The organism is Streptomyces sp. NPDC051310, assembly GCF_044455245.1.
Lineage (GTDB): Bacteria > Actinomycetota > Actinomycetes > Streptomycetales > Streptomycetaceae > Streptomyces.
Genome location: NZ_JBITEO010000013.1, coordinates 1 through 21,776 on the forward strand (window position 1 = coordinate 1; position 21,776 = coordinate 21,776).

General features: G+C 74.3%; 19 protein-coding genes and 1 pseudogene. 9 read left to right on the plus strand and 11 right to left on the minus strand.

Features of this window, described 5'->3' with window-relative positions:
* The first annotated feature begins 107 nt into the window (after positions 1-107).
* On the plus strand, positions 108-383 hold the full coding sequence (locus ACIA79_RS20005; RefSeq protein WP_399429657.1) for a DUF6332 family protein: 276 nt from the start codon (positions 108-110) through the stop codon (positions 381-383).
* 225 nt (positions 384-608) lie between these two features.
* Here ACIA79_RS20005 and ACIA79_RS20010 read toward each other — a convergent pair whose 3' ends face one another.
* Positions 609-1,301, minus strand: coding sequence for a TetR/AcrR family transcriptional regulator (locus ACIA79_RS20010; RefSeq protein WP_399429658.1), 693 nt, complete (start codon positions 1,299-1,301; stop codon positions 609-611).
* A 307-nt stretch (positions 1,302-1,608) separates the two neighbouring features.
* On the opposite strand from ACIA79_RS20010, the gene ACIA79_RS20015 reads away from it, so the two are divergent.
* Positions 1,609-2,100 carry a nitroreductase family deazaflavin-dependent oxidoreductase gene (locus ACIA79_RS20015; RefSeq protein WP_399429659.1) on the plus strand — a complete coding sequence of 164 codons (492 nt, stop codon included), beginning with the start codon at positions 1,609-1,611 and terminating at the stop codon, positions 2,098-2,100.
* A 179-nt stretch (positions 2,101-2,279) separates the two neighbouring features.
* On the opposite strand, the gene ACIA79_RS20020 is transcribed toward ACIA79_RS20015, so the two are convergent.
* Positions 2,280-3,503, minus strand: coding sequence for a geranylgeranyl reductase family protein (locus ACIA79_RS20020; protein ID WP_399429660.1), 1,224 nt, complete (start codon positions 3,501-3,503; stop codon positions 2,280-2,282).
* Positions 3,504-3,693: 190 nt separating this feature from the next.
* On the opposite strand from ACIA79_RS20020, the gene ACIA79_RS20025 reads away from it, so the two are divergent.
* Positions 3,694-5,082 (plus strand): dipeptidase, encoded by a 1,389-nt coding sequence (locus ACIA79_RS20025; RefSeq protein WP_399429661.1) that lies wholly within the window; start codon positions 3,694-3,696, stop codon positions 5,080-5,082.
* Positions 5,083-5,272: 190 nt separating this feature from the next.
* On the plus strand, positions 5,273-6,004 hold the full coding sequence (locus ACIA79_RS20030; RefSeq protein WP_399429662.1) for an MBL fold metallo-hydrolase: 732 nt from the start codon (positions 5,273-5,275) through the stop codon (positions 6,002-6,004).
* Positions 6,005-6,043: 39 nt separating this feature from the next.
* On the opposite strand, the gene ACIA79_RS20035 is transcribed toward ACIA79_RS20030, so the two are convergent.
* Positions 6,044-7,090 carry an NUDIX domain-containing protein gene (locus ACIA79_RS20035; RefSeq protein WP_399429663.1) on the minus strand — a complete coding sequence of 349 codons (1,047 nt, stop codon included), beginning with the start codon at positions 7,088-7,090 and terminating at the stop codon, positions 6,044-6,046.
* A gap of 116 nt (positions 7,091-7,206) precedes the next feature.
* Here ACIA79_RS20035 and ACIA79_RS20040 point away from each other — a divergent pair.
* The 3 genes and pseudogenes from ACIA79_RS20040 to ACIA79_RS20050 form a co-directional block, all read left to right on the plus strand.
* Positions 7,207-7,782 (plus strand): annotated as a pseudogene (locus tag ACIA79_RS20040) (TetR/AcrR family transcriptional regulator); the annotation flags it as partial.
* Between the two features lie 104 nt (positions 7,783-7,886).
* The gene (locus tag ACIA79_RS20045; protein ID WP_399429664.1) at positions 7,887-9,488 is read left to right on the plus strand and encodes an MFS transporter; all 1,602 of its coding nucleotides are present in this window, start codon (positions 7,887-7,889) and stop codon (positions 9,486-9,488) included.
* Between the two features lie 182 nt (positions 9,489-9,670).
* A complete protein-coding gene (locus tag ACIA79_RS20050) occupies positions 9,671-10,873 on the plus strand; it encodes an FAD-dependent monooxygenase (RefSeq protein WP_399429665.1) in 1,203 nt (400 codons plus the stop codon).
* Positions 10,874-11,018: 145 nt separating this feature from the next.
* On the opposite strand, the gene ACIA79_RS20055 is transcribed toward ACIA79_RS20050, so the two are convergent.
* Positions 11,019-11,987, minus strand: a complete 969-nt coding sequence (locus tag ACIA79_RS20055) for an ROK family protein (protein WP_399429841.1) — start codon at positions 11,985-11,987, stop codon at positions 11,019-11,021.
* A 216-nt stretch (positions 11,988-12,203) separates the two neighbouring features.
* Between ACIA79_RS20055 and ACIA79_RS20060 the strand changes: the two genes are divergently transcribed.
* Complete coding sequence (locus tag ACIA79_RS20060) at positions 12,204-13,184, plus strand: LacI family DNA-binding transcriptional regulator (RefSeq protein ID WP_399429842.1); 981 nt, start codon at positions 12,204-12,206, stop codon at positions 13,182-13,184.
* A gap of 334 nt (positions 13,185-13,518) precedes the next feature.
* On the opposite strand, the gene ACIA79_RS20065 is transcribed toward ACIA79_RS20060, so the two are convergent.
* The 6 genes from ACIA79_RS20065 to ACIA79_RS20090 all read right to left on the minus strand — a co-directional run bounded on the left by ACIA79_RS20065 (position 13,519) and on the right by ACIA79_RS20090 (position 19,827).
* Positions 13,519-15,270 carry a protein kinase gene (locus ACIA79_RS20065; RefSeq protein ID WP_399429666.1) on the minus strand — a complete coding sequence of 584 codons (1,752 nt, stop codon included), beginning with the start codon at positions 15,268-15,270 and terminating at the stop codon, positions 13,519-13,521.
* A 72-nt stretch (positions 15,271-15,342) separates the two neighbouring features.
* A complete protein-coding gene (locus ACIA79_RS20070; protein ID WP_399429667.1) occupies positions 15,343-16,641 on the minus strand; it encodes a DUF6986 family protein in 1,299 nt (432 codons plus the stop codon).
* A 167-nt stretch (positions 16,642-16,808) separates the two neighbouring features.
* Positions 16,809-17,771, minus strand: a complete 963-nt coding sequence (locus ACIA79_RS20075; RefSeq protein WP_399429668.1) for an electron transfer flavoprotein subunit alpha/FixB family protein — start codon at positions 17,769-17,771, stop codon at positions 16,809-16,811.
* A 126-nt stretch (positions 17,772-17,897) separates the two neighbouring features.
* Positions 17,898-18,683 carry an electron transfer flavoprotein subunit beta/FixA family protein gene (locus ACIA79_RS20080; RefSeq protein WP_399429669.1) on the minus strand — a complete coding sequence of 262 codons (786 nt, stop codon included), beginning with the start codon at positions 18,681-18,683 and terminating at the stop codon, positions 17,898-17,900.
* A 201-nt stretch (positions 18,684-18,884) separates the two neighbouring features.
* Positions 18,885-19,415, minus strand: coding sequence for a flavin reductase family protein (locus ACIA79_RS20085; protein WP_399429670.1), 531 nt, complete (start codon positions 19,413-19,415; stop codon positions 18,885-18,887).
* Between the two features lie 73 nt (positions 19,416-19,488).
* Positions 19,489-19,827 (minus strand): TlpA family protein disulfide reductase, encoded by a 339-nt coding sequence (locus ACIA79_RS20090; RefSeq protein ID WP_399429671.1) that lies wholly within the window; start codon positions 19,825-19,827, stop codon positions 19,489-19,491.
* Between the two features lie 390 nt (positions 19,828-20,217).
* Between ACIA79_RS20090 and ACIA79_RS20095 the strand changes: the two genes are divergently transcribed.
* Complete coding sequence (locus ACIA79_RS20095; RefSeq protein ID WP_399429672.1) at positions 20,218-20,940, plus strand: lysophospholipid acyltransferase family protein; 723 nt, start codon at positions 20,218-20,220, stop codon at positions 20,938-20,940.
* A gap of 115 nt (positions 20,941-21,055) precedes the next feature.
* On the opposite strand, the gene ACIA79_RS20100 is transcribed toward ACIA79_RS20095, so the two are convergent.
* A complete protein-coding gene (locus ACIA79_RS20100) occupies positions 21,056-21,775 on the minus strand; it encodes a B3/4 domain-containing protein (RefSeq protein WP_399429673.1) in 720 nt (239 codons plus the stop codon).
* Between the last annotated feature and the right edge of the window lies 1 nt (position 21,776).

A 21,776-nucleotide genomic window follows, 5' to 3' on the forward strand; every position in this document is an offset into this window, starting at 1 on the left:
CCCCCCCCCCCCCCCCCCCCCCCCCCCCCCCCCCCCCCCCCCCCCCCCCCCCCCCCCCCCCCCCCCCCCCCCCCCCCCCCCCCCCCCCCCCCCCGACACTGCGCTGCATGGGGACACGAAATCAGGCACAACGGGACGCCATCACCGTCGAGATCGGGTACGCACTGGTGACCGGCGCGTTCCTCGCGGCGGTGGTGTTCTGTCTGGTCGGCGCGCCCGTCGTCGTCCTCGGGCTCGACGGCGCCGCGGCCCGCGGAGTACTGGTCGCGGCCGCCCTCACGGCATGTGCGGCCTTCGTGATCCGTGCTGCCCGGGTGCTGTGGGGCTTCACCGGCGCACCCGCCCAGCCCGGCCGACCCGGACACACCGGGCCCGACGCGTAGGGCGGTACGGCGAGTTCGGCCGGGCATCGCGAGTTCGGCCTGGCCATCGCGAGTCGGCCTGGCATGGTGCTTTCGGCGCGGCATCGCGGGTTCGGCGCGGGCACCGCGCTCTGCGCCGCCGACAAGTTCGGCGCGGTTGCGGGCGTGGCGCCTGCGACCGGCGCCGCCGCCGCTCCCGCCCGGCGTCGTGGTGACGGCCGCCGCGCCGCCGCCGGACCGCCGGCCTCAGCGCATCAGCCCCACCTCGCGTCCGAGGCGGGCGACCACGTGCCCGAAGAAGACGTCCCGCTCCTCGACAACCCGGTTGAACTGGCCGAACACCTCGAAAGAGATCAGCCCGAACAGCTGCGACCAAGCTGATACGAGTGCGACGACGAGTGCCGGCGGCAATCCCGGCGCGATGTCGGCGGTGAGCCGGTGCGCCTCGGGACGGAGCTCCTCGGCGAGCGGCGGCAGCGCCACACCGTCGCCGCGGTAGGCGTCACGGGCGACGGAGATGAGCGCGAGCCCGACCCGGGACGCCGGCTCGATGGTGGCACTCGGAGCGGTGTAGCCGGGGACCGGGGAACCGTAGATCAGCGCGTACTCGTGGGGGTGTGCGACGGCCCAGCGGCGTACGGCGGTGCAGACGGCCGCCCAGCGCGCGAGCGGACCGGCGTCCGGTTCCGCGGCGGCGAGCCCTTCCTCGGCGGCGGCGCCGATCGCGTCGTACGCGTCGACGATGAGCGCGGTGAGGAGGTCGTCCCGGCTGGGGAAATAGCGGTAGAGCGCGGAGGACACCATGCCGAGCTCGCGGGCGACGGCCCGCAGGGACAGTTTCGCCGCCCCCTCGGCGGCGAGCTGCTTGCGCGCCTCGTCCTTGATGGCGGCGGTGACTTCCACGCGAGCCCGGGCGCGGGCTCCTTGAACGCTGGTCATGAGGTCAGTGTGCCAGTGAGTGAGCGCCGCTCCGCTCCGAGAGCACCGCTCCGACGGGTGGCGCGGCAGTCGATGCCGGAGCGGCGATCCGAAGCCGGAGCGGCGAATCCCAGCACGAGTGGCGACCCGAGCCGGAATGGTGATCCAACGCTGGAGCGGTGACCTGACGCTGAACTGGTGAACCGCGAGGAGATCGGCGATCAAAAAGGAGAGCACCGCTCTTGCTTTACTTCACCACTCCCGTGCACACTGCTCTGAAGAGAGAGCAGTGCTCTCACGAAGGCCTGTCCCCCGAGAGGACCCGCCCATGTCCCCCACGCCGTCGTCGCCGTCCCCCTCGCCCGGCCCCTCGCCGTCGCACCACGTCATGAAGCCCGGCTGGTTCACCGTCAACGTTCTGAACCGCATCGTGAGCTGGCTGACCCGTCGCGGTGTCAGCGTCTGGGGGTCACGTGTCCTCGCCGTCCGGGGACGGAAAAGCGGCGAGTGGCGCCGTACGCCCGTCAACCTGCTCACCCTCGACGGGAACCACTACCTCGTCGCCCCGCGTGGCCACGTCCAGTGGACGCACAACATGCGTGCGGCCGGCGGGGGCGAGTTGCACCTGGGCAAGCATGTCCAGGCGTTCACGGCGCGGGAGGTCGCGGACGAGGACAAGCCCGCCCTGCTGCGCGCCTACCTCAAGCGCTGGAAGGCGGAGGTAGGCGTGTTCTTCGGCGGCGTCGGGCCGGACGCGTCGGACCGGGAGCTGCGCGCGATCGCGCCCAAGCACCCCGTTTTCCGGATCACCCCCAGCTGATCCGGAAGACCACCTCGGGGCCGCCCCGCCCACCCGGCCCACCGGCCGCGCGCCGAGCCGGCCGACCCCGGCCGCGGCACCCACAAGCCGACGACAAAGCGAGCCGACGACAAAGCGAGCTGACGACAAGCCGACGGTAGGCCGACTGGGCGACGAGGGGCGACAGGCCGGCCGGCAGGTCAGCCCGCCAGGCGTCGGTCCAGCGCGTCCAGCGCCCGCCTGGCCATGCCGTGCGTGCTGATGAGCCCCGCCAGCGTGGTCACGCCGCGCGTGATGTCGGCGAACGCGTGCCACGCGGGCCTGAAGCCGGTGATGGTCGCGTGCAGCAGGCCGGGCCGCCGCTCGAACAGCGTGAGCATCCGCCGCCCGACCGCCATCTCCACCCCCAGCCCGGATTTGATGGCGAAGGCGTAGTTCAGCGCCTGGCGCCGCGCGTCCACGGCGTCGGGCGCCTCGGCGATCCGGACCGCCCACTCGCCCGCCAGCCGACCGGAGCGCAGGGCGTACGAGATGCCCTCGCGCGTCCACGGCTCCAGCAGCCCCGCCGCGTCCCCGCAGACCAGGACCCGGCCGCGGGACAGCGGCGAGTCGTCGCTGCGGCACCGGGTCAGGTGCCCCGACGAGATCGCCGGCTCGAAGCCCGCCAGCCCGAGCCGCGCGATGAAGTCCTCCAGATACCGCTTGGTCGCGGCGCCCTCGCCGCGCGCCGAGATCACGCCGACGGTCAGGGTGTCCCCCTTCGGGAACACCCACCCGTAACTGCCCGGCATGGGGCCCCAGTCGATGAGCACGCGCCCGGCCCAGTCCTCCGCGACCGTCGCCGGTACGGGAATCTCCGCCTCCAGGCCGAGGTCGACCTGGTCGAGCTTGACGCCGACGTGAGCCCCTATGCGGCTGGCGCTGCCGTCCGCACCGACGACCGCCCGTGCGAGCACGACGTCCCCGTCGGCCAGGACGACCGCGACCGTGCGCCGGTCCGGCACCGCCGAGCCGTGCTGCTCGACACGCGCCACCGTCACCCCGGTCCGCAGCTCGGCGCCCGCCTTCTGCGCGTGCTCCACCAGGCCGGCGTCGAACTCCGGCCGGTTGATGAGCCCGAAGAGCATGCGCTTGGAGCGCCGGGTGCGGGCGAAACGGCCGTTCAGGGAGAACGTGACGGCATGGACCCGGTCCTGCAACGGCAGTTCGAAGCCGGGCGGCAGCGCGTCGCGCGAGGGCCCGATGATTCCGCCGCCACACGTCTTGTAACGGGGCAGCTCGGCCTTTTCGAGCAGGAGCACCCGTCGGCCGGCGACGGCCGCCGCGTAGGCCGCGGAGGCTCCGGCCGGTCCGGCGCCGACCACGACGACATCCCATACCGGCGCCGCGTACTCGTTACCGGCGTCTGCGTTCTCGCTGCTCACGATGTGCTTCTGCTCCCGTCCCGAACTGGTCCCGCTGTTCCCACCGGTCCGACCTCGTGACCGGATGATCTCGACCGCATCCTACGGCTCGGGCGCGCCCCGCCCCTGTGGGAGGATCGGAACTGCGTTCGCCGTACAGAAAACGGTCACCCCCGTCCGTCACAACGTCGCACCTACGAGGAGCGTGCCCATGACCGCCACCGCCGGCCACCCGATCGCCGCGCAGATCGCCGAGACCGTCGCATCCCTGATGCCGCGGGCGAAGGAGGAGCTTGCGGAGCTCGTGGCGTTCCAGTCGGTGGCGGACGCGGAGCAGTTCCCGCCGAGCGAGTGCCGGGCCGCCGCGGCCTGGGTGGCGGACGCCCTGCGCGCGGAGGACTTCCAGGACGTCGCCGTACTGGACACGCCGGACGGTTCGCAGTCGGTGTACGGCTACCTGCCCGGCCCGCAGGGGGCGCCGACCGTGCTGCTGTACGCGCACTACGACGTGCAGCCGCCGCTGGACCTGGCGGGCTGGGACACCCCGCCGTTCGAGCTGACCGAGCGCGAGGACGGCCGCTGGTACGGACGGGGCGCCGCCGACTGCAAGGGCGGCTTCATCATGCACCTGCTCGCGCTGCGCGCCCTCAAGGCGAACGGCGGTGTGCCGGTGAGCATCAAGGTGATCGCCGAGGGCTCGGAGGAGCAGGGCACGGGCGGTCTGGAGCGGTACGCGGAGCAGCACCCCGAGCTGCTGGCCGCCGACACCATCGTGATCGGTGACGCGGGGAACTTCCGGGTCGGGCTGCCGACCGTGACGGCGTCGCTGCGCGGGATGACGATGCTGCGGGTCCAGGTGGACACGCTGGCGGGCAATCTGCACTCGGGGCTCTTCGGCGGGGCCGCGCCGGACGCGCTGGCGGCGCTGATCCGGGTCCTGGACTCGCTGCGGGCCGAGGACGGATCGACGACCGTGGACGGGCTGGAGGCCGACGGGCGGTGGCAGGGCCTCCAGTACCCGGAGGAGGACTTCCGCAAGGACGCGAAGGTGCTGGACGGGGTCGAGCTCATCGGTGACGGCACGGTCGCCGACCGGCTGTGGGCGCGGCCGGCCGTCACGGTCATCGGTATCGACTGCCCTCCGGTGGTGGGGGCCACGCCGTCGGTCCAGTCCACCGCGCGCGCCCAGATCAGCCTGCGGGTGCCGCCGGGCCAGGACGCCGCGGAGGCGACGAAGCTGCTGACGGCGCACCTGGAGACGCACACGCCGTGGGGCGCTCGGGTGACCGTGGAGCAGGTGGGGCAGGGCCAGCCGTTCCAGGCGGACGTCACGAGCCCGGCCTACACGTCGATGGCCGAGGCGCTGCGCATCGCGTACCCGGGGCAGGAGATGCAGACCGCGGGCATGGGCGGCTCGATCCCGCTGTGCAACACGCTGGGGGCGCTGTACCCGGAGGCGGAGATCCTGCTGATCGGGCTGAGCGAGCCGGAGGCGCGGATCCACGCGGTCAACGAGAGCGTGTCGCCGCAGGAACTGGAGCGGATGTCGGTCGCGGAGGCGCACTTCCTGCTGAACTACGCCCACGCGCAGCGCGGCTGAGCCGGGCCGTCCCGGCAGGACGGGGCGGACCGGGGGCGGGACGGGGCGGACCCGGGTGGGACGGCGCCGCCGTGAGCGAGCGCGTCCGCACCGCTGCGGTCCGCACCGCTGCGATCCGCTCCGCCGCGGTCCGCTCTGCTCGTGGCTAAGAGGGAGGCGCGGGGCGGGCACCGGTGCGTACGGTCGCCGCATGGACCTCGACCTCATCCGGGTGACGCCCCGCCTCCACATGCTCCGCTTCCCCATCGGCCAGGCGTATCTGTGGCGGGACGCGGACGACGACCTGACCCTGATCGACGCCGGCTGGGCGGGGGCGGCCGCGGCGGTCGAAGCGGCGGTACGGCGTGCCGGGCTCCGGCCGGCGGGCCTGCGGCGCATCGTGCTCACGCACTGCCACCGCGACCATGTGGGCGCGGCCGCGGAGCTGGCCGAGCGGTACGGGGCCGAGGTGGTGGCCCACCCGCTGGACGCGCCGGTGGTCCGGGGCGAGGCGCCGGTCCCCGAGCCCGTGCTGCTGGACTGGGAGGTGCCGCTGTACGAGCGCGGGCTGACCGTGCCGGAGGCGCCGCCGACCCGGGTGGACCGCGAGCCGGTGGACGGGGAGGAACTGGGCTTCGGCGACGGGGCGCGCGTGGTGCACACGCCGGGCCACACCGACGGGTCGATCGCCGTGCATCTGCCGCGTCACGGGGTGCTGTTCACGGGCGACACCGTGGCATCGGTGGGGCAGGTGGGGCTCGGTGTCTTCCATGTGGACCGGGCGGCGGCACAGGGGTCGATGCGGCGCTTGGCCGCGCTCGCTCCGGAGGTGGTCTGCTTCGGCCATGGCGACCCCCTCACGGCCGGCGCGGCGGCGACGCTGCAGGCGGCGGCCGACCGGGACGCCGCCGAGCCGGCCGCGCCGGCGGAGCCGGAACCGTAGGCCGGGGTCGGCCCCACCCCGGCATCCGGGCGCCGCGGCTCACGCGGTGCCGACCGGGACGCCCGCCTCCAGGTTGAGCACGGTCCCGCGTTCGCGGGCGCGCAGGGCCCAGCGGAGCCGTTCGTAGCGGACCGGGGGCAGCATGCCGGAGGCTTCTTCCTCGGTGACGAAGCGCCAGCCGCGCAGCTCGGCCCCGGGCAGAAGGACGCCGTCGGCCTGGGCGCGGGTGAGGCGGCCGCCGTCGAAGAGGAGGCGCAGGCCGCCGTAGCCGGGCGGGCGGGGCGGTTCCCAGTCGACGAGCAGCAGCCGGGGCACGGTGTGCAGTTCTAGGCCTATTTCCTCGGCGACCTCCCGCATGCCGGCGCGGGCCGGGGGCTCACCCGGTTCGACGACCCCGCCGGGGAACTCCCAGCCGGGCTTGTAGGTGGGGTCGACGAGCAGGACGCGGTCCTGTTCGTCGAAGAGGAGCACCCCGGCCGCGAGCGTCTCGCCGGTCGGTTCCGGTGTCTGCACGATCTCGCACGCGGCGACCGCTCCCCCGCGCACCGCCCGGGCGATGGCCCCGGCGGTCTCGTGCGGGCTGAGGCGGCTGTTGTCGACGGCGTACGCGTCGGTGGCCAGCCAGCCGTCGAGCGCGGCGCGGTAGGGCTCGATGTGGTCGTACGCCCACTGGCGGACGCGCTCGTTGCCGTCCGGGTCGGCGTCGTACTCCTCACGGCCGGCGATACGCCCGCGCAGGATCGTTTCGTCCGGCGTGAGTACGACATGGTGTACGGAGATGCGGCGTGCGGCCAGTCCGCCGAAGATCTCGTCGCGGTACTCCTGGCGCAGCAGGGTCATGGGCACCACGAGCACCCCTCCCACCTCGGCCAGCATGGCGGCCGCGGTGTCGACGACCATGCGCCGCCACATGGGCAGGTCCTGATAGTCGGTCACCTCGGCGAGCCGCTTCTGCGGCAGCAGGTACCGCAGCGCGCCTCCGACGATCTCGGGGTCGTACAAGGTGCTGTCAGGGATCAGATCGATCAGCTCGCGCGCGGCGCTGGTCTTGCCGGCACTGAACGCACCGTTGATCCAGATGATCACGGGTCCCCCTCCTCCGTAGCCCCCAGTGGCTTTGCCCGCACCACCCTGCCATGGAAACCCGCGCCCGGACAGGAGGGCGCGTAGACACTGTCTACTCGCTCTGATAGACAGTGTCCATGAGTGAACAGGAACCGGGACTGCGCTCCCGACTGGTCCGGACCGGCGTCGAGTTGGTGACCGAGGAGGGTCTCGCACCCTTGACGCTGCGGGAGATCGCCCGCCGGGCCGGGGTGTCCCACGGCGCGCCGCGACGCTACTTCCCCACCCACGTCGCGCTGCTGTCGGCCATCGCGCGCGAGGGCTTCGCCGACCTGGCGGCCCGGGCCGGCCGGGCCGTCGGTGACGGCACCGCGACCCCCCGGGACCAGCTCATCGCGCTGGGGCGCGTCTACCTGGAGTTCGCGCAGGACAACCGCGGCATGTTCGAGCTGATGTTCCGCCACGACCTGCTGGAGTCCGACGAGCTGGGCCTGCGCGAGAGCAGCCTGCCGCTCTTCGGCGTCCTCGTGGACCTGGTCGCCCGCGCCCGCCGCGGGGCCGGCCCGGCGCCCGCAGTGGTCGCGGGCGCGCTGTGGGCCAACCTCCACGGCATCGCGCAGCTGTGGCGGTGGGGCAGCCTCCCGCTCGCGACGGGGTGCGAGGACGTCGAGCCGCTGCTGCGCGCCGCGCTGGACGCGCACCTGGGGCCGGAGGGACCGGCGCAGCCGCGGCGGGAGGCAGGGCCACTGGGCCCGCACGGGACGAACGAGACGCACGCGACACACGAGACGCGTGGGCCGCAGGAAGCGGGGGGCCGGTGAGGGCGCGGCGGTTCCGGCTGCTGACCCTCACGGGCAGCATCACCGGGGCCTCCGTGGTCGCGCTGGACGGGACGGTGCTGACCGTCGCTCAGCCGTCTCTGCAGCGCGACCTGCACGCGTCGTTCGCCCAGACCCAGTGGACCAGTACCGGGTACCTCATCGCCGTGGCGAGCCTGCTGGTGTTCGCCGGGCGGCTCGGCGACCGGTACGGACACCGGCGGATATTCGCCGTCGGCATCATCGGCTTCGGCGCGGCCTCCGCGGCCATCGGCCTGGCCCCGGACATCGCGTGGGTGATCGGGCTGCGCGTCGTCCAGGGGGCGTGCGGCGCGCTGCTGCAACCGGCCACGCTCGGGATGCTGCGCGTCGCCTATCCGCCGCACCTGATCAGCAGGCCCCTCGCACTGCGCACCGCCGCCATCGGGGTGGCGGCGGCCGCGGGGCCGGTGGTCGGCGGTGCGCTGACCACGCACTTCGGCTGGCGGGCGGTCTTCTTCCTGAGCGTGCTGCCCGCTGTCGTCGTCGGCGCGGCGGCACTGGCCGTACGCGAGGGGTACGCGGCCCAGGAAGCCGTTCGCTGCGGACCCGGCGGCGCGGGGGCCGACCGGGCCCGGGACGGATCCGGTTCCGCGGAGGGCGGTGCCTGGGGCGGACCTGGCCCCGCGGAGGGCGACGCGCGGGGCAGACCGGGCCGCACGGAGGGCGGCGGAGCCCGGGGCGGCCGCGGCGGCACCGGGCTGGACCTGCCGGGGGCGTGCCTCCTCGCCGCCGCCCTCGGGTGTCTCGTCCACGCCCTGGTGGGGCTCCCGGCGACCGCGCCGTGGCTCGTGGCCGCCGGGGTGTGCGGCGCCGCGTTCGTCCGGCACGAGCGGCGTACCGCGAGCCCGCTGCTGCCGCCGGAGGTGACCGGCTCCCGGACCGTCACCGCCGCACTGGCCGTGCTGCTGGCCGCGTCGGCCGCGATGTTCGGTGCGCTGTTCGTCGGCACGTACGTCCTCCAGGAGATCCAGTCCATGGACCCGCTGCGCAGCAGTCTGACGGCCCTCCCCATGGCGGTGGCGATGGTGGCGAGCGCCACCGCCACCCCCGCCCTGATGCGCCGGCACGGACCGCGCGGGACGACGGTGACGGCCATGGCGGTGCTGGCCCTCGGCATCCTGCTGCTGTCGCGGCTCACCGCGGCCGACGCGGCGTCGTGGGCGGTCGGCGGCGGCTTCCTGCTGCTGGGCACCGGTTTCGGCACGGTGATGGTCACCGCCACGACCGTCCTCGTACGCCGGGTGCCCGCCGCACACGCGGGTGTGGCGGGGGGACTCCAGCAGACGGCGATGAACACCGGCCCGGCGCTGGGCATCGCCGCGGCGGCCATGCTCCTGACCCTCGCCGCACCCGGTACGGCCGGAGTCCGTGCGACCGGCGCCGGCGGGAGTAGTGCCGGAGCCGTCGAGGCGTTCGGATCCGCGGCCGGCGGCACGCTGACGGGCCTGGCGGCCGTCGCCACGGCCGGTGCCCTGTGCGCACTGCGGCTGCCGGCGCGCGACGAGCCGGCGGAGTTCGTGGCACCCGGCCCCGGCCAGGCGCCTGCGGCACGGCGGTAAAGGTGCGGGCGGCGGGGCCCGCCGCCGGGCTGCCCGCCGGACCGGAAGGCTCCGCCGGGCAGGGAGCCTCCGCCGGCCAGGGAGGCCCCGGCGCCACACCTGACGAAACGCACCCGCGCCGCCCACACGCTGTTACGCTCCGTGTTCACTCGATCACTTCACTGTCAGCGACGGGAGCCCGCGTGAAGATCGTCTGCGTCGGCGGAGGGCCCGCCGGCCTCTACTTCTCCCTCCTCATGAAACGGCAGGATCCGTCCCACGACATCACCGTCCACGAGCGCGACCCCGCCGGTTCGACGTACGGCTGGGGCGTGACCTACTGGGCCGGACTGCTGGACGCGCTGCGGGCCCATGACCCCGAATCGGCGCGTGCCATCGGGGAGAACTCCGTCCGCTGGAGCGGCGGCGCCGCGCACATCCGCGGCGGGACGACCGTCCACCACGGCGACGAGGGCTTCGGCATCGCCCGCCGCCGCCTCCTCGACGTCCTCACCGAGCGTGCGGTGGAGCTCGGTGTGCGGCTGGAGTTCGGGCACCCGGTCACCGACCCGGGACAGGTGGCGGACGCCGACCTCGTCGTCGCCGCCGACGGGGCGCGCAGCGGGCTGCGGGACCGCCACGCCGACCACTTCGGCACCGAGGTGACGGCCGGGCGGAACATGTACATCTGGCTCGGCACCACCAAGCTCTTCGACACCTTCACGTTCGCCTTCACCGAGACCCCGCACGGCTGGATCTGGTGCTACGCCTACGGGTACGGGGAGAACCGCAGCACCTGCGTCGTCGAGTGCCCGCCCGCCACCTGGCGGGGCCTCGGGCTGGACCGGGCCGGCGAGGCGGAGGGGCTCGCCCTGTTGGAGGAACTCTTCGCCGGCCCGCTGGACGGACACCGGCTGCTCGGGCGGGGGCGGACCGGCGGCAGCGCGCGGTGGCGCACCTTCCGCACCGTCACCAACCGCACGTGGCACCGCGACAACCTCGTACTGATGGGCGATGCCGCCCACACCACGCACTACTCCGTCGGCGCGGGCACCACGCTGGCCCTGGAGGACGCCATGGCCCTGGCGGGGGCGCTGCACGACAGCCCGGCGCTGCGGCCCGCGCTCGTCCGCTACGAACGCGCACGCACATCGGCGCTCCTGCCCGTCCAGAGCGCGGCCCGCTACAGCGCCCAGTGGTACGAGAACCTCCCACGGTACGTGGACCTGCCGCCGGCACAGATGTTCGCGCTGCTGGGCCAGCGGCACTCCCCGCTGCTGCCGTACGTGCCGCCGCAGCTGTACTACCGGATCGACCGGGCCGCCGAGCGGCTGGAACCGCTGCGCAGGCTGAAACGGCGCCTGGGCCCGCGCCTCGCGGGCGCCCTGCACGGCCTCGGCCGCTGAGCGTCAGCGGTCGGCGAGGCCCGACCGCCGAGAATTCATCGGCGCACGGCTCAGCCGCTGCAGGACCCGGACCCGGCCGCCGAGGACGCAGGGGGCACCCGGTTCAGCCGCAGAAGAGCCCGGCCCCGCCGACGAGTGCGCGGCCTCAGCCGCTGAGGGGGGCGGGCGTCGGCGCCCCGCCGGGCAGCCTGCGGGGCGAGGCCGCGGCGGCCGCGCCGAGCAGCCCCGCGTCGGTGCCGGTGAGCGCCGGGGCCACCGTCAGCCGGCCGACGAACGAGAGCGTGGCGTAGTCGCGCAGGGCGCGGCGCAGCGGGGCGAACAGCACCTCGCCCGCGCCGGCCACTCCCCCGCCGATGACGGCGATCTGCACCTCGACGAGCGTCGCGGTGGCGGCGATGCCGGCCGCGAGGGCCTGGGCGGCCCGCTCGAAGGACGCGACGGCAACCGGGTGCCCGGCGCGTGCGGCGACGGCGACGGCGGCGGCCGTGGAGTCGCCGTCGAGGCCGGGCCGCCAGCCGCCGTCGAGGGCGCGGCGGGCGATGTTGGGGCCGCTGGCGATGCGTTCGACGCAGCCGCGCGATCCGCAGGGGCACGGGTCGCCGTCCAGCTCGACGCTGATGTGGCCGATGTGGCCGGCGTTGCCGGTCGGTCCGGTGTGCAGGCGCCCGCCCAGGACGAGTCCGCCGCCCACCCCCGTGGAGACGACCAGGCACAGGGCGTCGGCGTAGCCGCGCGCGGCTCCCTGCCAGTGCTCGGCGGCCGTCATGGCGACGCCGTCCCCGACCAGGGTGACGGGCAGGCCGCCGGTGGCCTGCCGGACCCGCTCGACCAGCGGGAAGCCGCGCCAGCCCGGCACGTTGACGGGGCTGACCGTACCGGCGGAGGCGTCCACCGGCCCGGCGCTGCCGATGCCGACGGCGGTGACGCCGCCCCAGAGCGGCGAGGCCGCCAGTTCCGCGAGCACCCCCTCCACCGCGCCCATCACCGTCTCGCCGTCCTCGCGGGCCGGGGTCGGCCGCTGCGCCCGGACGATGATCACGCCGTCGCCGTCGACCAGCGCGCCGGCGATCTTGGTGCCACCGATGTCCAGCGCGGCGGTCAGGTCGGAGTGCATCGGTGTCGGGTCCCCCGTGAGAGCTGTCATTACCTGCGGATACAGAGGTGGTTCGGGAAGAGTCTGCCTCAGTCTCCCCGGCACTGACAACGTTGTCCAGGGCCTATGCTCGACGCCACAGCCTTGCACAGCCGATGACAGTACGACAGGACAGGACAGCGCACTGTGGCCGAGACCGCCCGCCGACCCGATCACCGCTACGGCAACCGGCCCACCATGAAGGACGTGGCGGCCCGTGCGGGCGTCGGCCTCAAGACCGTTTCCCGCGTGGTGAACGGCGAACCGGGCGTCACTGCCGACACCGAGCGGCGTGTCCAGGAGGCCATCGAGGCGCTCGGCTTCCGCCGCAACGACAGCGCACGCGTGCTGCGCAAGGGACGCACCGCCTCGATCGGCCTGGTCCTGGAGGACCTCGCCGACCCGTTCTACGGGCCGCTCAGCCGCGCCGTCGAAGAGGTCGCCCGGGCCCACGGGGCGCTGCTGATCAACGGCTCCAGCGCGGAGGACCCGGACCGGGAGCAGGAGCTGGCCCTGGCGCTGTGCGCGCGCCGGGTCGACGGGCTGATCGTGATCCCGGCCGGTGACGACCACCGCTACCTGGAGCCCGAGATCAAGGCGGGCGTCGCCACCGTCTTCGTGGACCGCCCGGCCGGGCGCATCGACGCCGACGCGGTGCTCTCCGACAGCTTCGGCGGGGCCCGCGCGGGTGTGGCGCACCTGATCGCGCACGGCCACCGCCGCATCGGCTTCATCGGCGACCAGGCGCGGATCCACACGGCCGTGGAGCGGCTGCGCGGCTATCGGGCGGCCATGGAGGACGCGGGGCTCGCGGTGGACGACGACGCCTGGGTGTCGCTCGGCTCGACCGACCCGGAGCGGGTGCGGGGCGCCGTCGCGGCGATGCTGGCGGGGCCGGACCCCGTGACGGCGGTGTTCGCGGGCAACAACCGGGTGACGGTGACGGCCGTGCGCGAACTCGCCGGGCGGGAGCGCCCGGTGGCCCTGGTCGGCTTCGACGACATCGAGCTCGCCGACCTGCTCGGCATCACGGTCATCGCCCAGGACGCGGCCGCGCTGGGCCGTACCGCGGCGGAGCGGCTCTTCCGCCGGCTGGACGGCAGCGACGACGCCCCGGCGCGGGTGGTGCTGGACACGACGCTGATCCCGCGCGGCTCGGGCGAGATCCCGCCGTCCTGACGCGCGGACGACGACCCGCGGGCGCCCGCAATCCCCTGCGGCTCACGCGGCGCCCGCACCTCCTGCGGCTCCCGCGCGGTGCCCGACCTCCGCGGCTCACGCGCGGCTCCCGCACCACCGGGGCTCCCGGCTCCGGAATCTCACCACGGCGGGGCTGCGGCGGCGCCGGGCCACCTCGCGCCCATGACGCCGCGGCCCGGCGGCGCCGCAGCCCCGCCGTGCACCGCCCACCGCCGTGGATCGCTCCCGAGGCGGACCGGCCCCACGCGGGCAGACACCCACCGCAACGGGCCGCACCCGGCCGGGGCCCGCCGCCTGCGCGGGCCGGGCGGGGTCAGCAGACCGGCAGGCCCGGGAGCGGGGCGTCGTTGTCGCCGCCCTGGATGTAGACGTCGCTCACGTAGACGCCGGTGTTGCCGCTGTCGTCGTCGGTCTTCGCCCACCAGACGTTGGTCCACTCGCCGTGGGTCTCGCGGCGGCCCAGGTCGGCCTGGCAGTAGAAGTAGTTGGTGCCGGCGTTGAGGGTGCCGGCCGCGCTGCCGTCGGCGCGGTACGACGTCGCGGTGCGCCACACCTGGCAGTTGTACTTGCCGCCGCCGATGGGGTGGCAGACGGGCGCCGCCGCGGGGGCGCCGCCGCCCCCGGTCGTGGTGGTGGCTCCGGAGGTGCCGCCGCCGGTGCTGCCTCCGGAGGAGCCGGTGCCGCCGCCGTCGCCGCCGCCGGAGCCCTTGCCCCCGTCCGTGCCCGCCGCCGGGGCGGACGGCTTGCGCGACGGCGTGGGCGAGGCGGGGCCGGCGGACTCCGGGGAGGACGGCGAGGCGTCGGCGCCGGGCTTCTCCGAGGACTCCGGGGCGCCGGGCACCTGGTCGAGGGCCCGGGCGGGGTCCGGTGTGCCGCCCGTCGAGGCGTCCACGCGACCGCCCGCCAGCTCCTGGTCGGTGCCGCCACCGGAGCCGTCCATGAAGGCGTACGTCACGCCTCCTCCGGCCAGCAGCACGGCCGCGGTCGCCGCCGCGACCAGGACCCTCGAACGGCCCCTGCGGCGCCGCTCCGCCCGGGTGGACGGCGCCGGCGCCCCCGGTGCCGTGGACGCCTCCGGTGCCTCGTACGCCGCCTGGGTGGGCGGTACGGGGGCCGCGGGCCCCAGGGGGACCATGGGCGTGGCGGGCGCCGGGCCGAAACCCTGGGGCTGGTGCGGCAGGACGGTCCGCTCGGTCGGTACGTACACCGGCCCGGGCGCCACGGGCAGCCGCCCCTCGCCCACCGCCGCCAGCAGCCGCGCCGCCGTCAGGGCGTCCGGGCGCTGCGCCGGGTCCTTGTGCATGAGCTGCTGCAGCACCGGGCCGAGGGGCCCCGCGCGGCGCGGCTCGGGCAGCGGCTCCGAGACGATCGCGGTGAGCGTCGACCACGTCGACGTACGGCGGAAGGGCGAGGTGCCCTCGACCGCGGCGTAGAGCGTGGCGCCGAGGGCCCAGACGTCGGACGCGGGTCCCGGGTCCTGGCCCTGCGCGCGCTCGGGCGCGAGGTAGTCCAGGGAGCCGACGATCTCGCCGCTGCGGGTCAGGTGGGTGGCGGAGCCGTCGCCGGGGTCGTCCATCGCGGCGATGCCGAAGTCGGTGAGGACGACCCGTCCGGTGCGGTCCATCAGGACGTTGCCGGGCTTGACGTCCCGGTGCAGCACGCCCACCGCGTGGGCGGCGCCGAGCGCCTCCAGCACCTCGGCGCCGATGGCGGCGGCCTCGCGGGGGTCCAGCACGCCGCGTTCGGCGAGCACGTCGTCGAGGGACGGCCCGTCGACGAGCTCCATGACGATGACGGGCCGGCCCTGGTGGTCGGCGACGTCGTGGACGGCGATGACCCCGGGGTGGCGCACCCGCGCGGCGGCCCGGGCCTCACGCTGCATGCGCAGTCGCAGGTCGGCGAGTTCGTGGCCGGAGGAGTCCGTGTACGTACGGAGCTCCTTGACGGCCACCTCGCGGCCCAGCACCTCGTCGAGCGCGCGCCAGACGATGCCCATGCCGCCGCGGCCGAGCTGCCGGACGACCCGGTAGCGCCCCGCGATCAGTTCGTTCTCCCCCGAAGACACCGCTGCCCCGTTCCCGTGTACGCCGATCGATACGGCGTACAGAGTACGGGGCGCCGGCGGCCGTCCCGGCCGCTACGGGGCGGTGGTGGTCAGGTCGCCGCGCCGGGGGGCGGCGAAGCCGTCGAGGTCCGCGCGGCTCAGGCCGGTCAGACGGGCGACCTCGTCGGTGTCGAGGGCTCCGCAGTCGATGCCGCGCAGCAGGTAGGAGCTGAGGGCCTTGGCGGTGGCGGGCTCGTCCATGACGTCGCCGCCCGCCTGGTTGGCGTACGCGGACAGGCGCGCCGCGGCCTGCTCGAAGCCCTCGCGGTAGAAGGCGAAGACGGCGGCGTACCGGGTGGGCAGGTGGCCGGGGTGCATGTCCCAGCCCTGGTAGTAGGCGCGGGCGAGCGCGCGGCGGGTGAGGCCGTAGTGGAGGCGCCAGGCGTCGTGGACCTTTTCGGTGGGGCCGACGGGCAGGACGTTGGTGGAGCCGTCGGAGACGCGTACGCCGGTGCCGGCGGCGGCGACCTGCATGACGGCCTTGGCGTGGTCGGCGGCCGGGTGGTCGCCGGCCTGGTGGGCCGCGGAGACGCCGAGGCAGGCGCTGTAGTCGAAGGTGCCGTAGTGGAGGCCGGTGGCGCGCCCCTCGGCGGCGTCGATCATGCGGGCGACGGTGGCGGTGCCGTCGGCGGCGAGGATGGCCTGGCTGGTCTCGATCTGGATCTCGAAGCCGAGGCGTCGGCTCTCCAGGCCGCGGGCCTTCTCGAACTCCTCCAGCAGGCGGACCATGGCGGTGACCTGCTCGGGATAGGTGACCTTGGGGAGGGTGAGGACGAGCCCGTCGGGCAGGCCGCCCGCCTCCATGAGGCCGGTGAGGAAGATGTCCAGGGTGCGGATGCCGCGGTCGCGTACGGCGGCTTCCATGCACTTCATGCGGATGCCCATGTAGGGGGCGGCCGTCGCGTTGCGGTACGCCTCGGAGACCAGGCGGGCGGCGCGGGCGGCGTGCCGGTCCTCCTCGGCCCCGCCCTTTCCGCCGTAGCCGTCCTCGAAGTCGATGCGCAGGTCCTCGACGGGTTCGCGCTCCAGCTTCGCCCGGACGCGCGCGTGGACCGGCTCGGCGAGCTCGTCGGACAGGCCGAGGACGGAGGCGAGGGAGGCGGCGTCCGGCGCGTGCTCGTCGAGCAGGGCGAGGGCCTGGTCGCCCCAGGACCGGATGGTGCCGGCCTCGAAGGCGTCGCCGGGTACGTAGACGGTGTGGACGGGCTGGCGGGTGCCGGGGTCGCCCGGGTACCGGCGGGCGAGTTCGGCGTCCACCGACAAGAGCGAGGCGCTGATGCCGTCGCTGACCGCACCGGCGAGACTCGTCGCCACCTTCTCCTGCTGACCCATTCCCGAACCCTCCGCACTCTCACTGGCACTTTTCCGCTTCACGGAATCAACAATCCGCATAGTGAAGTTAATCGGTGGGCCTGACCTGCGTCAATGGTGCCTCCAACAGAACGGGGCCGCGCGGTGAAGATCACCACGCGGCCCCGGACCGTTACGGAAGGCGCAGGTCAGCCCTTGCGCGCCTGGACCTCGGCGGTCAGCTGCGGGACGACCTCGAAGAGGTCGCCGACCACGCCGTAGTCGACCAGGTCGAAGATCGGGGCCTCGGCGTCCTTGTTGATGGCCACGATGGTCTTCGAGGTCTGCATGCCCGCGCGGTGCTGGATCGCGCCGGAGATGCCCGCCGCGATGTACAGCTGCGGCGAGACCGACTTGCCGGTCTGGCCGACCTGGTTGGTGTGCGGGTACCAGCCGGCGTCGACCGCGGCGCGCGAGGCGCCGACGGCGGCACCGAGCGAGTCGGCGAGCTGCTCGATGATCGAGAAGTTCTCGGCGCCGTTGACACCGCGGCCGCCGGAGACCACGATCGCGGCCTCGGTCAGCTCGGGACGGCCGGTCGACTCGCGCGGGGTGCGGGAGACGACCTTGGTGCCGGTGGCCTTCTCGGAGAAGGAGACCGACAGGGCCTCGACGGTGCCTGCGGCCGGGGCGGCCTCCACGGCGGCCGAGTTCGGCTTGACCGTGATGACCGGGGTGCCCTTGGAGACACGGGACTTGGTGGTGAAGGAGGCGGCGAACGCGGACTGCGTGGCCACCGGGCCCTCGTCGCCGGCCTCGAGGTCGACGGCGTCGGTGATGATGCCGGAGCCGAGACGGACCGCGAGGCGGGCCGCGATCTCCTTGCCCTCGGCGGAGGACGGGACGAGCACGGCGGCGGGCGAGACGGCCTCGTGCGCGGCCTGCAGCGCGTCGACCTTCGGGACGACGAGGTAGTCGCCGAACTCCGGGGCGTCGGCGGTGAGGACCTTGACCGCGCCGTGCTCGGCGAGCGTGGCGGCGGTGGCCTCGGCGCCGGAGCCGAGGGCGACGGCGACCGGCTCGCCGATGCGGCGGGCGAGGGTCAGCAGCTCCAGCGTGGGCTTGCGGACGGCACCGTCCACGTGGTCGACGTAGACGAGAACTTCAGCCATGGGACTCAATCTCCTGCGGTGCGAGAAATCTGGGCGGGTGAGTGGCTCGCGCGAGCCTCAGGTGCCGGGCCGGTCCGGGGAGGGCGGCGGATACGGCTCCACCGCGCGGCCCCGGACCCCGGGCACCTAGATGAACTTCTGGCCCGCGAGGAACTCGGCCAGCTGCTTGCCGCCCTCGCCCTCGTCCTTGACGATCGTGCCGGCCGTGCGGGCCGGGCGCTCCGTGGCCGAGTCGACCTTGGTCCAGGAGCCCTCGAGGCCGACCTCGTCGGCGTCGATGTCCAGGTCGTCCAGGTCCAGGGACTCGACCGGCTTCTTCTTGGCGGCCATGATGCCCTTGAAGGACGGGTAGCGGGCCTCGCCCGACTGGTCCGTCACGGACACGACGGCCGGCAGGGACGCCTCCAGCTGCTCGGACGCGGTGTCGCCGTCGCGGCGGCCCTTGACGGTGCCGTCCTCGACGGAGACCTCGGAGAGCAGGGTGACCTGCGGGACGCCCAGGCGCTCGGCGAGGATCGCCGGCAGGACGCCCATGGTGCCGTCGGTGGACGCCATGCCGCAGATGACCAGGTCGTACCCGGTCTTCTCGATCGCCTTGGCGAGCACCAGCGAGGTGGCCATGACGTCCGAGCCGTGCAGGTCGTCGTCCTCGACGTGGACGGCCTTGTCGGCGCCCATGGACAGCGCCTTGCGCAGCGCGTCCTTGGCGTCCTCGGGGCCGACGGTCAGCACCGTGATCTCGGCGTCGTCCGCGTCCTCGGCGATCTGCAGCGCCTGCTCCACCGCGTACTCGTCCAGCTCCGACAGCAGGCCGTCGACGTCGTCGCGGTCGACGGTCAGGTCATCGGCGAAGTGCCGGTCGCCGGTGGCGTCGGGCACGTACTTCACACAGACAACGATCCTCAAGCTCACGCCGGCTCTCCTACTGCATCGTCATAACTGGGCTGCCTTGTTGCACGCAGCATAGGCGCCTGATGGGACGGTTTCCGCTCGGGGCGGGTGCCGCCCCCAGCGGAAATATTACTCGTCAGTACACCCACTGTGTTCCCGGTAAGCAAGCGCTTTGAACTGTGACCTTGCCAACGCTGAGTAACCGGGTTGTACGGGCGCTTCTCAGTCGCGCAGCGCGTTGAAGCGACCCTGGTGATACAGCAGCGGGCGTCCGGCGCCGTCGGGGTCGCCGTCCACCACCTGCGCCAGCACGATGCGGTGGTCCCCCGCCGGGACGCGCGCCACCACCCGGCACACGAGCCAGGCCAGGACGCCGTCGAGCAGGGGGACGCCCTCGGGGCCGGCGTGCCACCGGGTGGGCGGGGCGAACCGGTCGGCGCCGCTGCGCGCGAAGGTGGCGGCCAGCTCCTGCTGGTGCTCGCCGAGTATGTGGACACCGATGTGTTCCGCCTCGGCCAGCACCGGCCAGCTGGACGAGGTCGTGCCCACCCCGAACGAGATCATCGGGGGTTCGGCGGCGACCGAGCTGAGCGAGGTCGCGGTGAATCCGACGGGCCGCCCGGCTCCCTGCGCGGTGACGACCGCCACCCCTGCCGCGTGCCGCCGGAAGACGGAGCGGAGCAGCTCGGGCGTGGCGGTGGGCACCGGCGTGGCGGGCCGGGAGGAGGTGCGCAGGCCGGGCGAGACGGTCATGGGGCGTCAGCCTTCCGATGCGTGGCATGCACAGTCAAGTGCGGCCGGGGAACTGCGAGATGTGTCACGGCGATCACACCGCGTGGCCCAGGGCGGCGATGACGTCCGCCCTGCGCGGCTGGCCGGCCGCGCGCCGCACGATCCGGCCGTCGCGGTCCAGCACCAGCACGGTGGGGGTTTTGACGATGCCCAGCGCGCGGACGAGGGAGAGGTGGCCCTCGGCGTCGATCTCGACGTGGGTGACGCCGTGGATCATCCCGGCCACCTCGGCGAGGGTCCGCCGGGTGGCGCGGCACGGCTGGCAGAACGCGCTGGAGAACTGCACGAGCGTCGCCCGCTCACCGAGCCGCGCGCCGCCCAGCTCTGCCGGTCCGAGCACGCCCTCGCCCGCGCCGCCGCCCTCGCCGCTCACGCCTCCGCCTTCCGTCGCGTCTTCCCTCACACCCGTCTCCCCTCTCCGTACCGCCGGACACCCGCCGCGGGGAGCGCCCGGCCCGGCACCGGAGCACCCCTCCGGGAGCCGACCGCCGGCACGGGCAGCCCCGCCGAGGTGGCCGGGCGGCGGACCGCCCCGGCAGCGCCTCCTGGGCCGCCGTCAGATGGAGCGTCCGTACGGCCCTCGATGATTCCCGCGCGGCGCCGATCAGCCACGACGTGACGAGAATCTCGCCCCACGGAGCCGTCAGGACTGGTTTGAAGGGCGGACATGGGGCACGATCTGCCCCATGCCGGATACCTACGGCTGCGTAACTTCCGACGGGAGAACCTCCCGGGGCATGTCAGACAGAGAAGGGTCCTCTCCGTGGCAGAACTCGTCTATCGGCCGGTCATCGGCGCCGCTCTCACCATGTTCAAGGCGCTCGACCTGAAGATCGACACACAGGGTTCGGAGAACATTCCGCGCAGCGGCGGAGCGGTGCTGGTGAGCAATCACATCAGCTACCTGGACTTCATCTTCTCGGGCCTCGCGGCGCTGCCCCAGAAGCGTCTGGTCCGCTTCATGGCCAAGGATTCGGTGTTCCGGCACAAGATCTCCGGTCCGCTGATGCGCGGGATGAAGCACATTCCGGTCGACCGCGCCCAGGGCGAGGCCGCGTATCGCCACGCGCTGGAATCGCTGCGCGCCGGCGAGATCATCGGCGTCTTCCCCGAGGCGACGATCTCGCAGTCCTTCACACTGAAGAGCTTCAAGTCGGGCGCGGCGCGGCTGGCCCAGGAAGCCGGCGTCCCCCTGATCCCGATGGCGGTGTGGGGCACGCAGCGGCTGTGGACGAAGGGACGGCCGCGCAACTTCCGGCGCAGCCACATCCCGGTGACGATCCGGGTGGGCGAGCCGGTGGACGCGCCCACCGACCAGTACGCCGGTGCGATCACCCGGCGGCTGCGCGAGCGGGTGCAGGAGCTGCTGGAGGCGGCGCAGCGCGCCTATCCCGTGCGGCCGAAGGACGCGGGCGACACCTGGTGGGTGCCCGCGCACCTCGGTGGTACGGCGCCGACGCCGGCCGAGGTCCGCGAGGCCAGCTGAACCGCCGCCCGGCTTGCCGGGCGCACAGGACACCGGGCGCCGGGGCCACCCTCCGGGGGCCGCCGGCTCACCGCGCCCTCCCGCTTCCGCCCTCCCCCGGCTGTCCGCGCGCGTCTCAGCCGCCGGACGCGCGGACGGTGATCCGGGCGCCGGGGCTGAGGGCCTCCAGCGCCTCCGCGAGTTCGACGCCCGCCGCTTCGAGGGCGCCGTGGGTCATGGGCGGCAGGCTCTCCAGCAGGAAGAGCGCGTTCACGGACCGTTCGGTGAGGCGGGTGCGCACGCCCTGGCGCCAGTTCCAGCGACGGCAGGTGACACCTTCGTCGTCGCACCAGACGACCTCACCCGGTTCCGGGTGCTCGGTCACCTCCTCGCCGCCGGCCGCCGTGGCGAACGGCTCGTCGCCGGTGGCGCGCACCAGGCGCATCCCGCCCCGGATGCGGTCGAGGTCCTCGCCGCCGACCGGGATCAGGTGGGCGACGCTGATGGCGTTGTACGCGTCGACGAGCAGGTTGATCCGGGGCAGGCCGCCGTCGGAGACCGCACGCCGGGCGAGCGCCTCGGCGGAGTTGCGGGTACGGGAGGGCTTGGCGCCGAAGGCGCCGTACGCCGCGCGCCAGGCGGCGACGTGGGGGTCCTCGTGCGGGGCGCGGCCGTCCAGCCGCTCGGTGAGGCGGCGTACGGCCTCGTCGAGGAGGGCGGAGCTCGCCGCGTTGCTGGGCCCGTTGACCAGACCGCGGGCCTCGACGGCCAGATGGGTGAAACCGGGGGCGAGCGCGCGCACCTCGTCGGCGACGGTGAGCGGCAGGGAGAGGGGCAGGGGCAGCGACTGGGTCATG

Excerpts from the sequence above, each read along its gene's own strand:
- ACIA79_RS20085 (WP_399429670.1), bottom strand. The coding sequence starts at position 19,415 with ATGACCGTCTCGCCCGGCCTGCGCACCTCCTCCCGGCCCGCCACGCCG.
- ACIA79_RS20070 (WP_399429667.1), bottom strand. The coding sequence starts at position 16,641 with ATGGGTCAGCAGGAGAAGGTGGCGACGAGTCTCGCCGGTGCGGTCAGC.
- ACIA79_RS20030 (WP_399429662.1), top strand. The coding sequence starts at position 5,273 with ATGGACCTCGACCTCATCCGGGTGACGCCCCGCCTCCACATGCTCCGC.
- ACIA79_RS20100 (WP_399429673.1), bottom strand. The coding sequence starts at position 21,775 with ATGACCCAGTCGCTGCCCCTGCCCCTCTCCCTGCCGCTCACCGTCGCC.
- ACIA79_RS20005 (WP_399429657.1), top strand. The coding sequence starts at position 108 with ATGGGGACACGAAATCAGGCACAACGGGACGCCATCACCGTCGAGATC.
- ACIA79_RS20025 (WP_399429661.1), top strand. The coding sequence starts at position 3,694 with ATGACCGCCACCGCCGGCCACCCGATCGCCGCGCAGATCGCCGAGACC.
- ACIA79_RS20060 (WP_399429842.1), top strand. The coding sequence starts at position 12,204 with ATGAAGGACGTGGCGGCCCGTGCGGGCGTCGGCCTCAAGACCGTTTCC.
- ACIA79_RS20075 (WP_399429668.1), bottom strand. The coding sequence starts at position 17,771 with ATGGCTGAAGTTCTCGTCTACGTCGACCACGTGGACGGTGCCGTCCGC.
- ACIA79_RS20010 (WP_399429658.1), bottom strand. The coding sequence starts at position 1,301 with ATGACCAGCGTTCAAGGAGCCCGCGCCCGGGCTCGCGTGGAAGTCACC.
- ACIA79_RS20055 (WP_399429841.1), bottom strand. The coding sequence starts at position 11,987 with ATGCACTCCGACCTGACCGCCGCGCTGGACATCGGTGGCACCAAGATC.
- ACIA79_RS20015 (WP_399429659.1), top strand. The coding sequence starts at position 1,609 with ATGTCCCCCACGCCGTCGTCGCCGTCCCCCTCGCCCGGCCCCTCGCCG.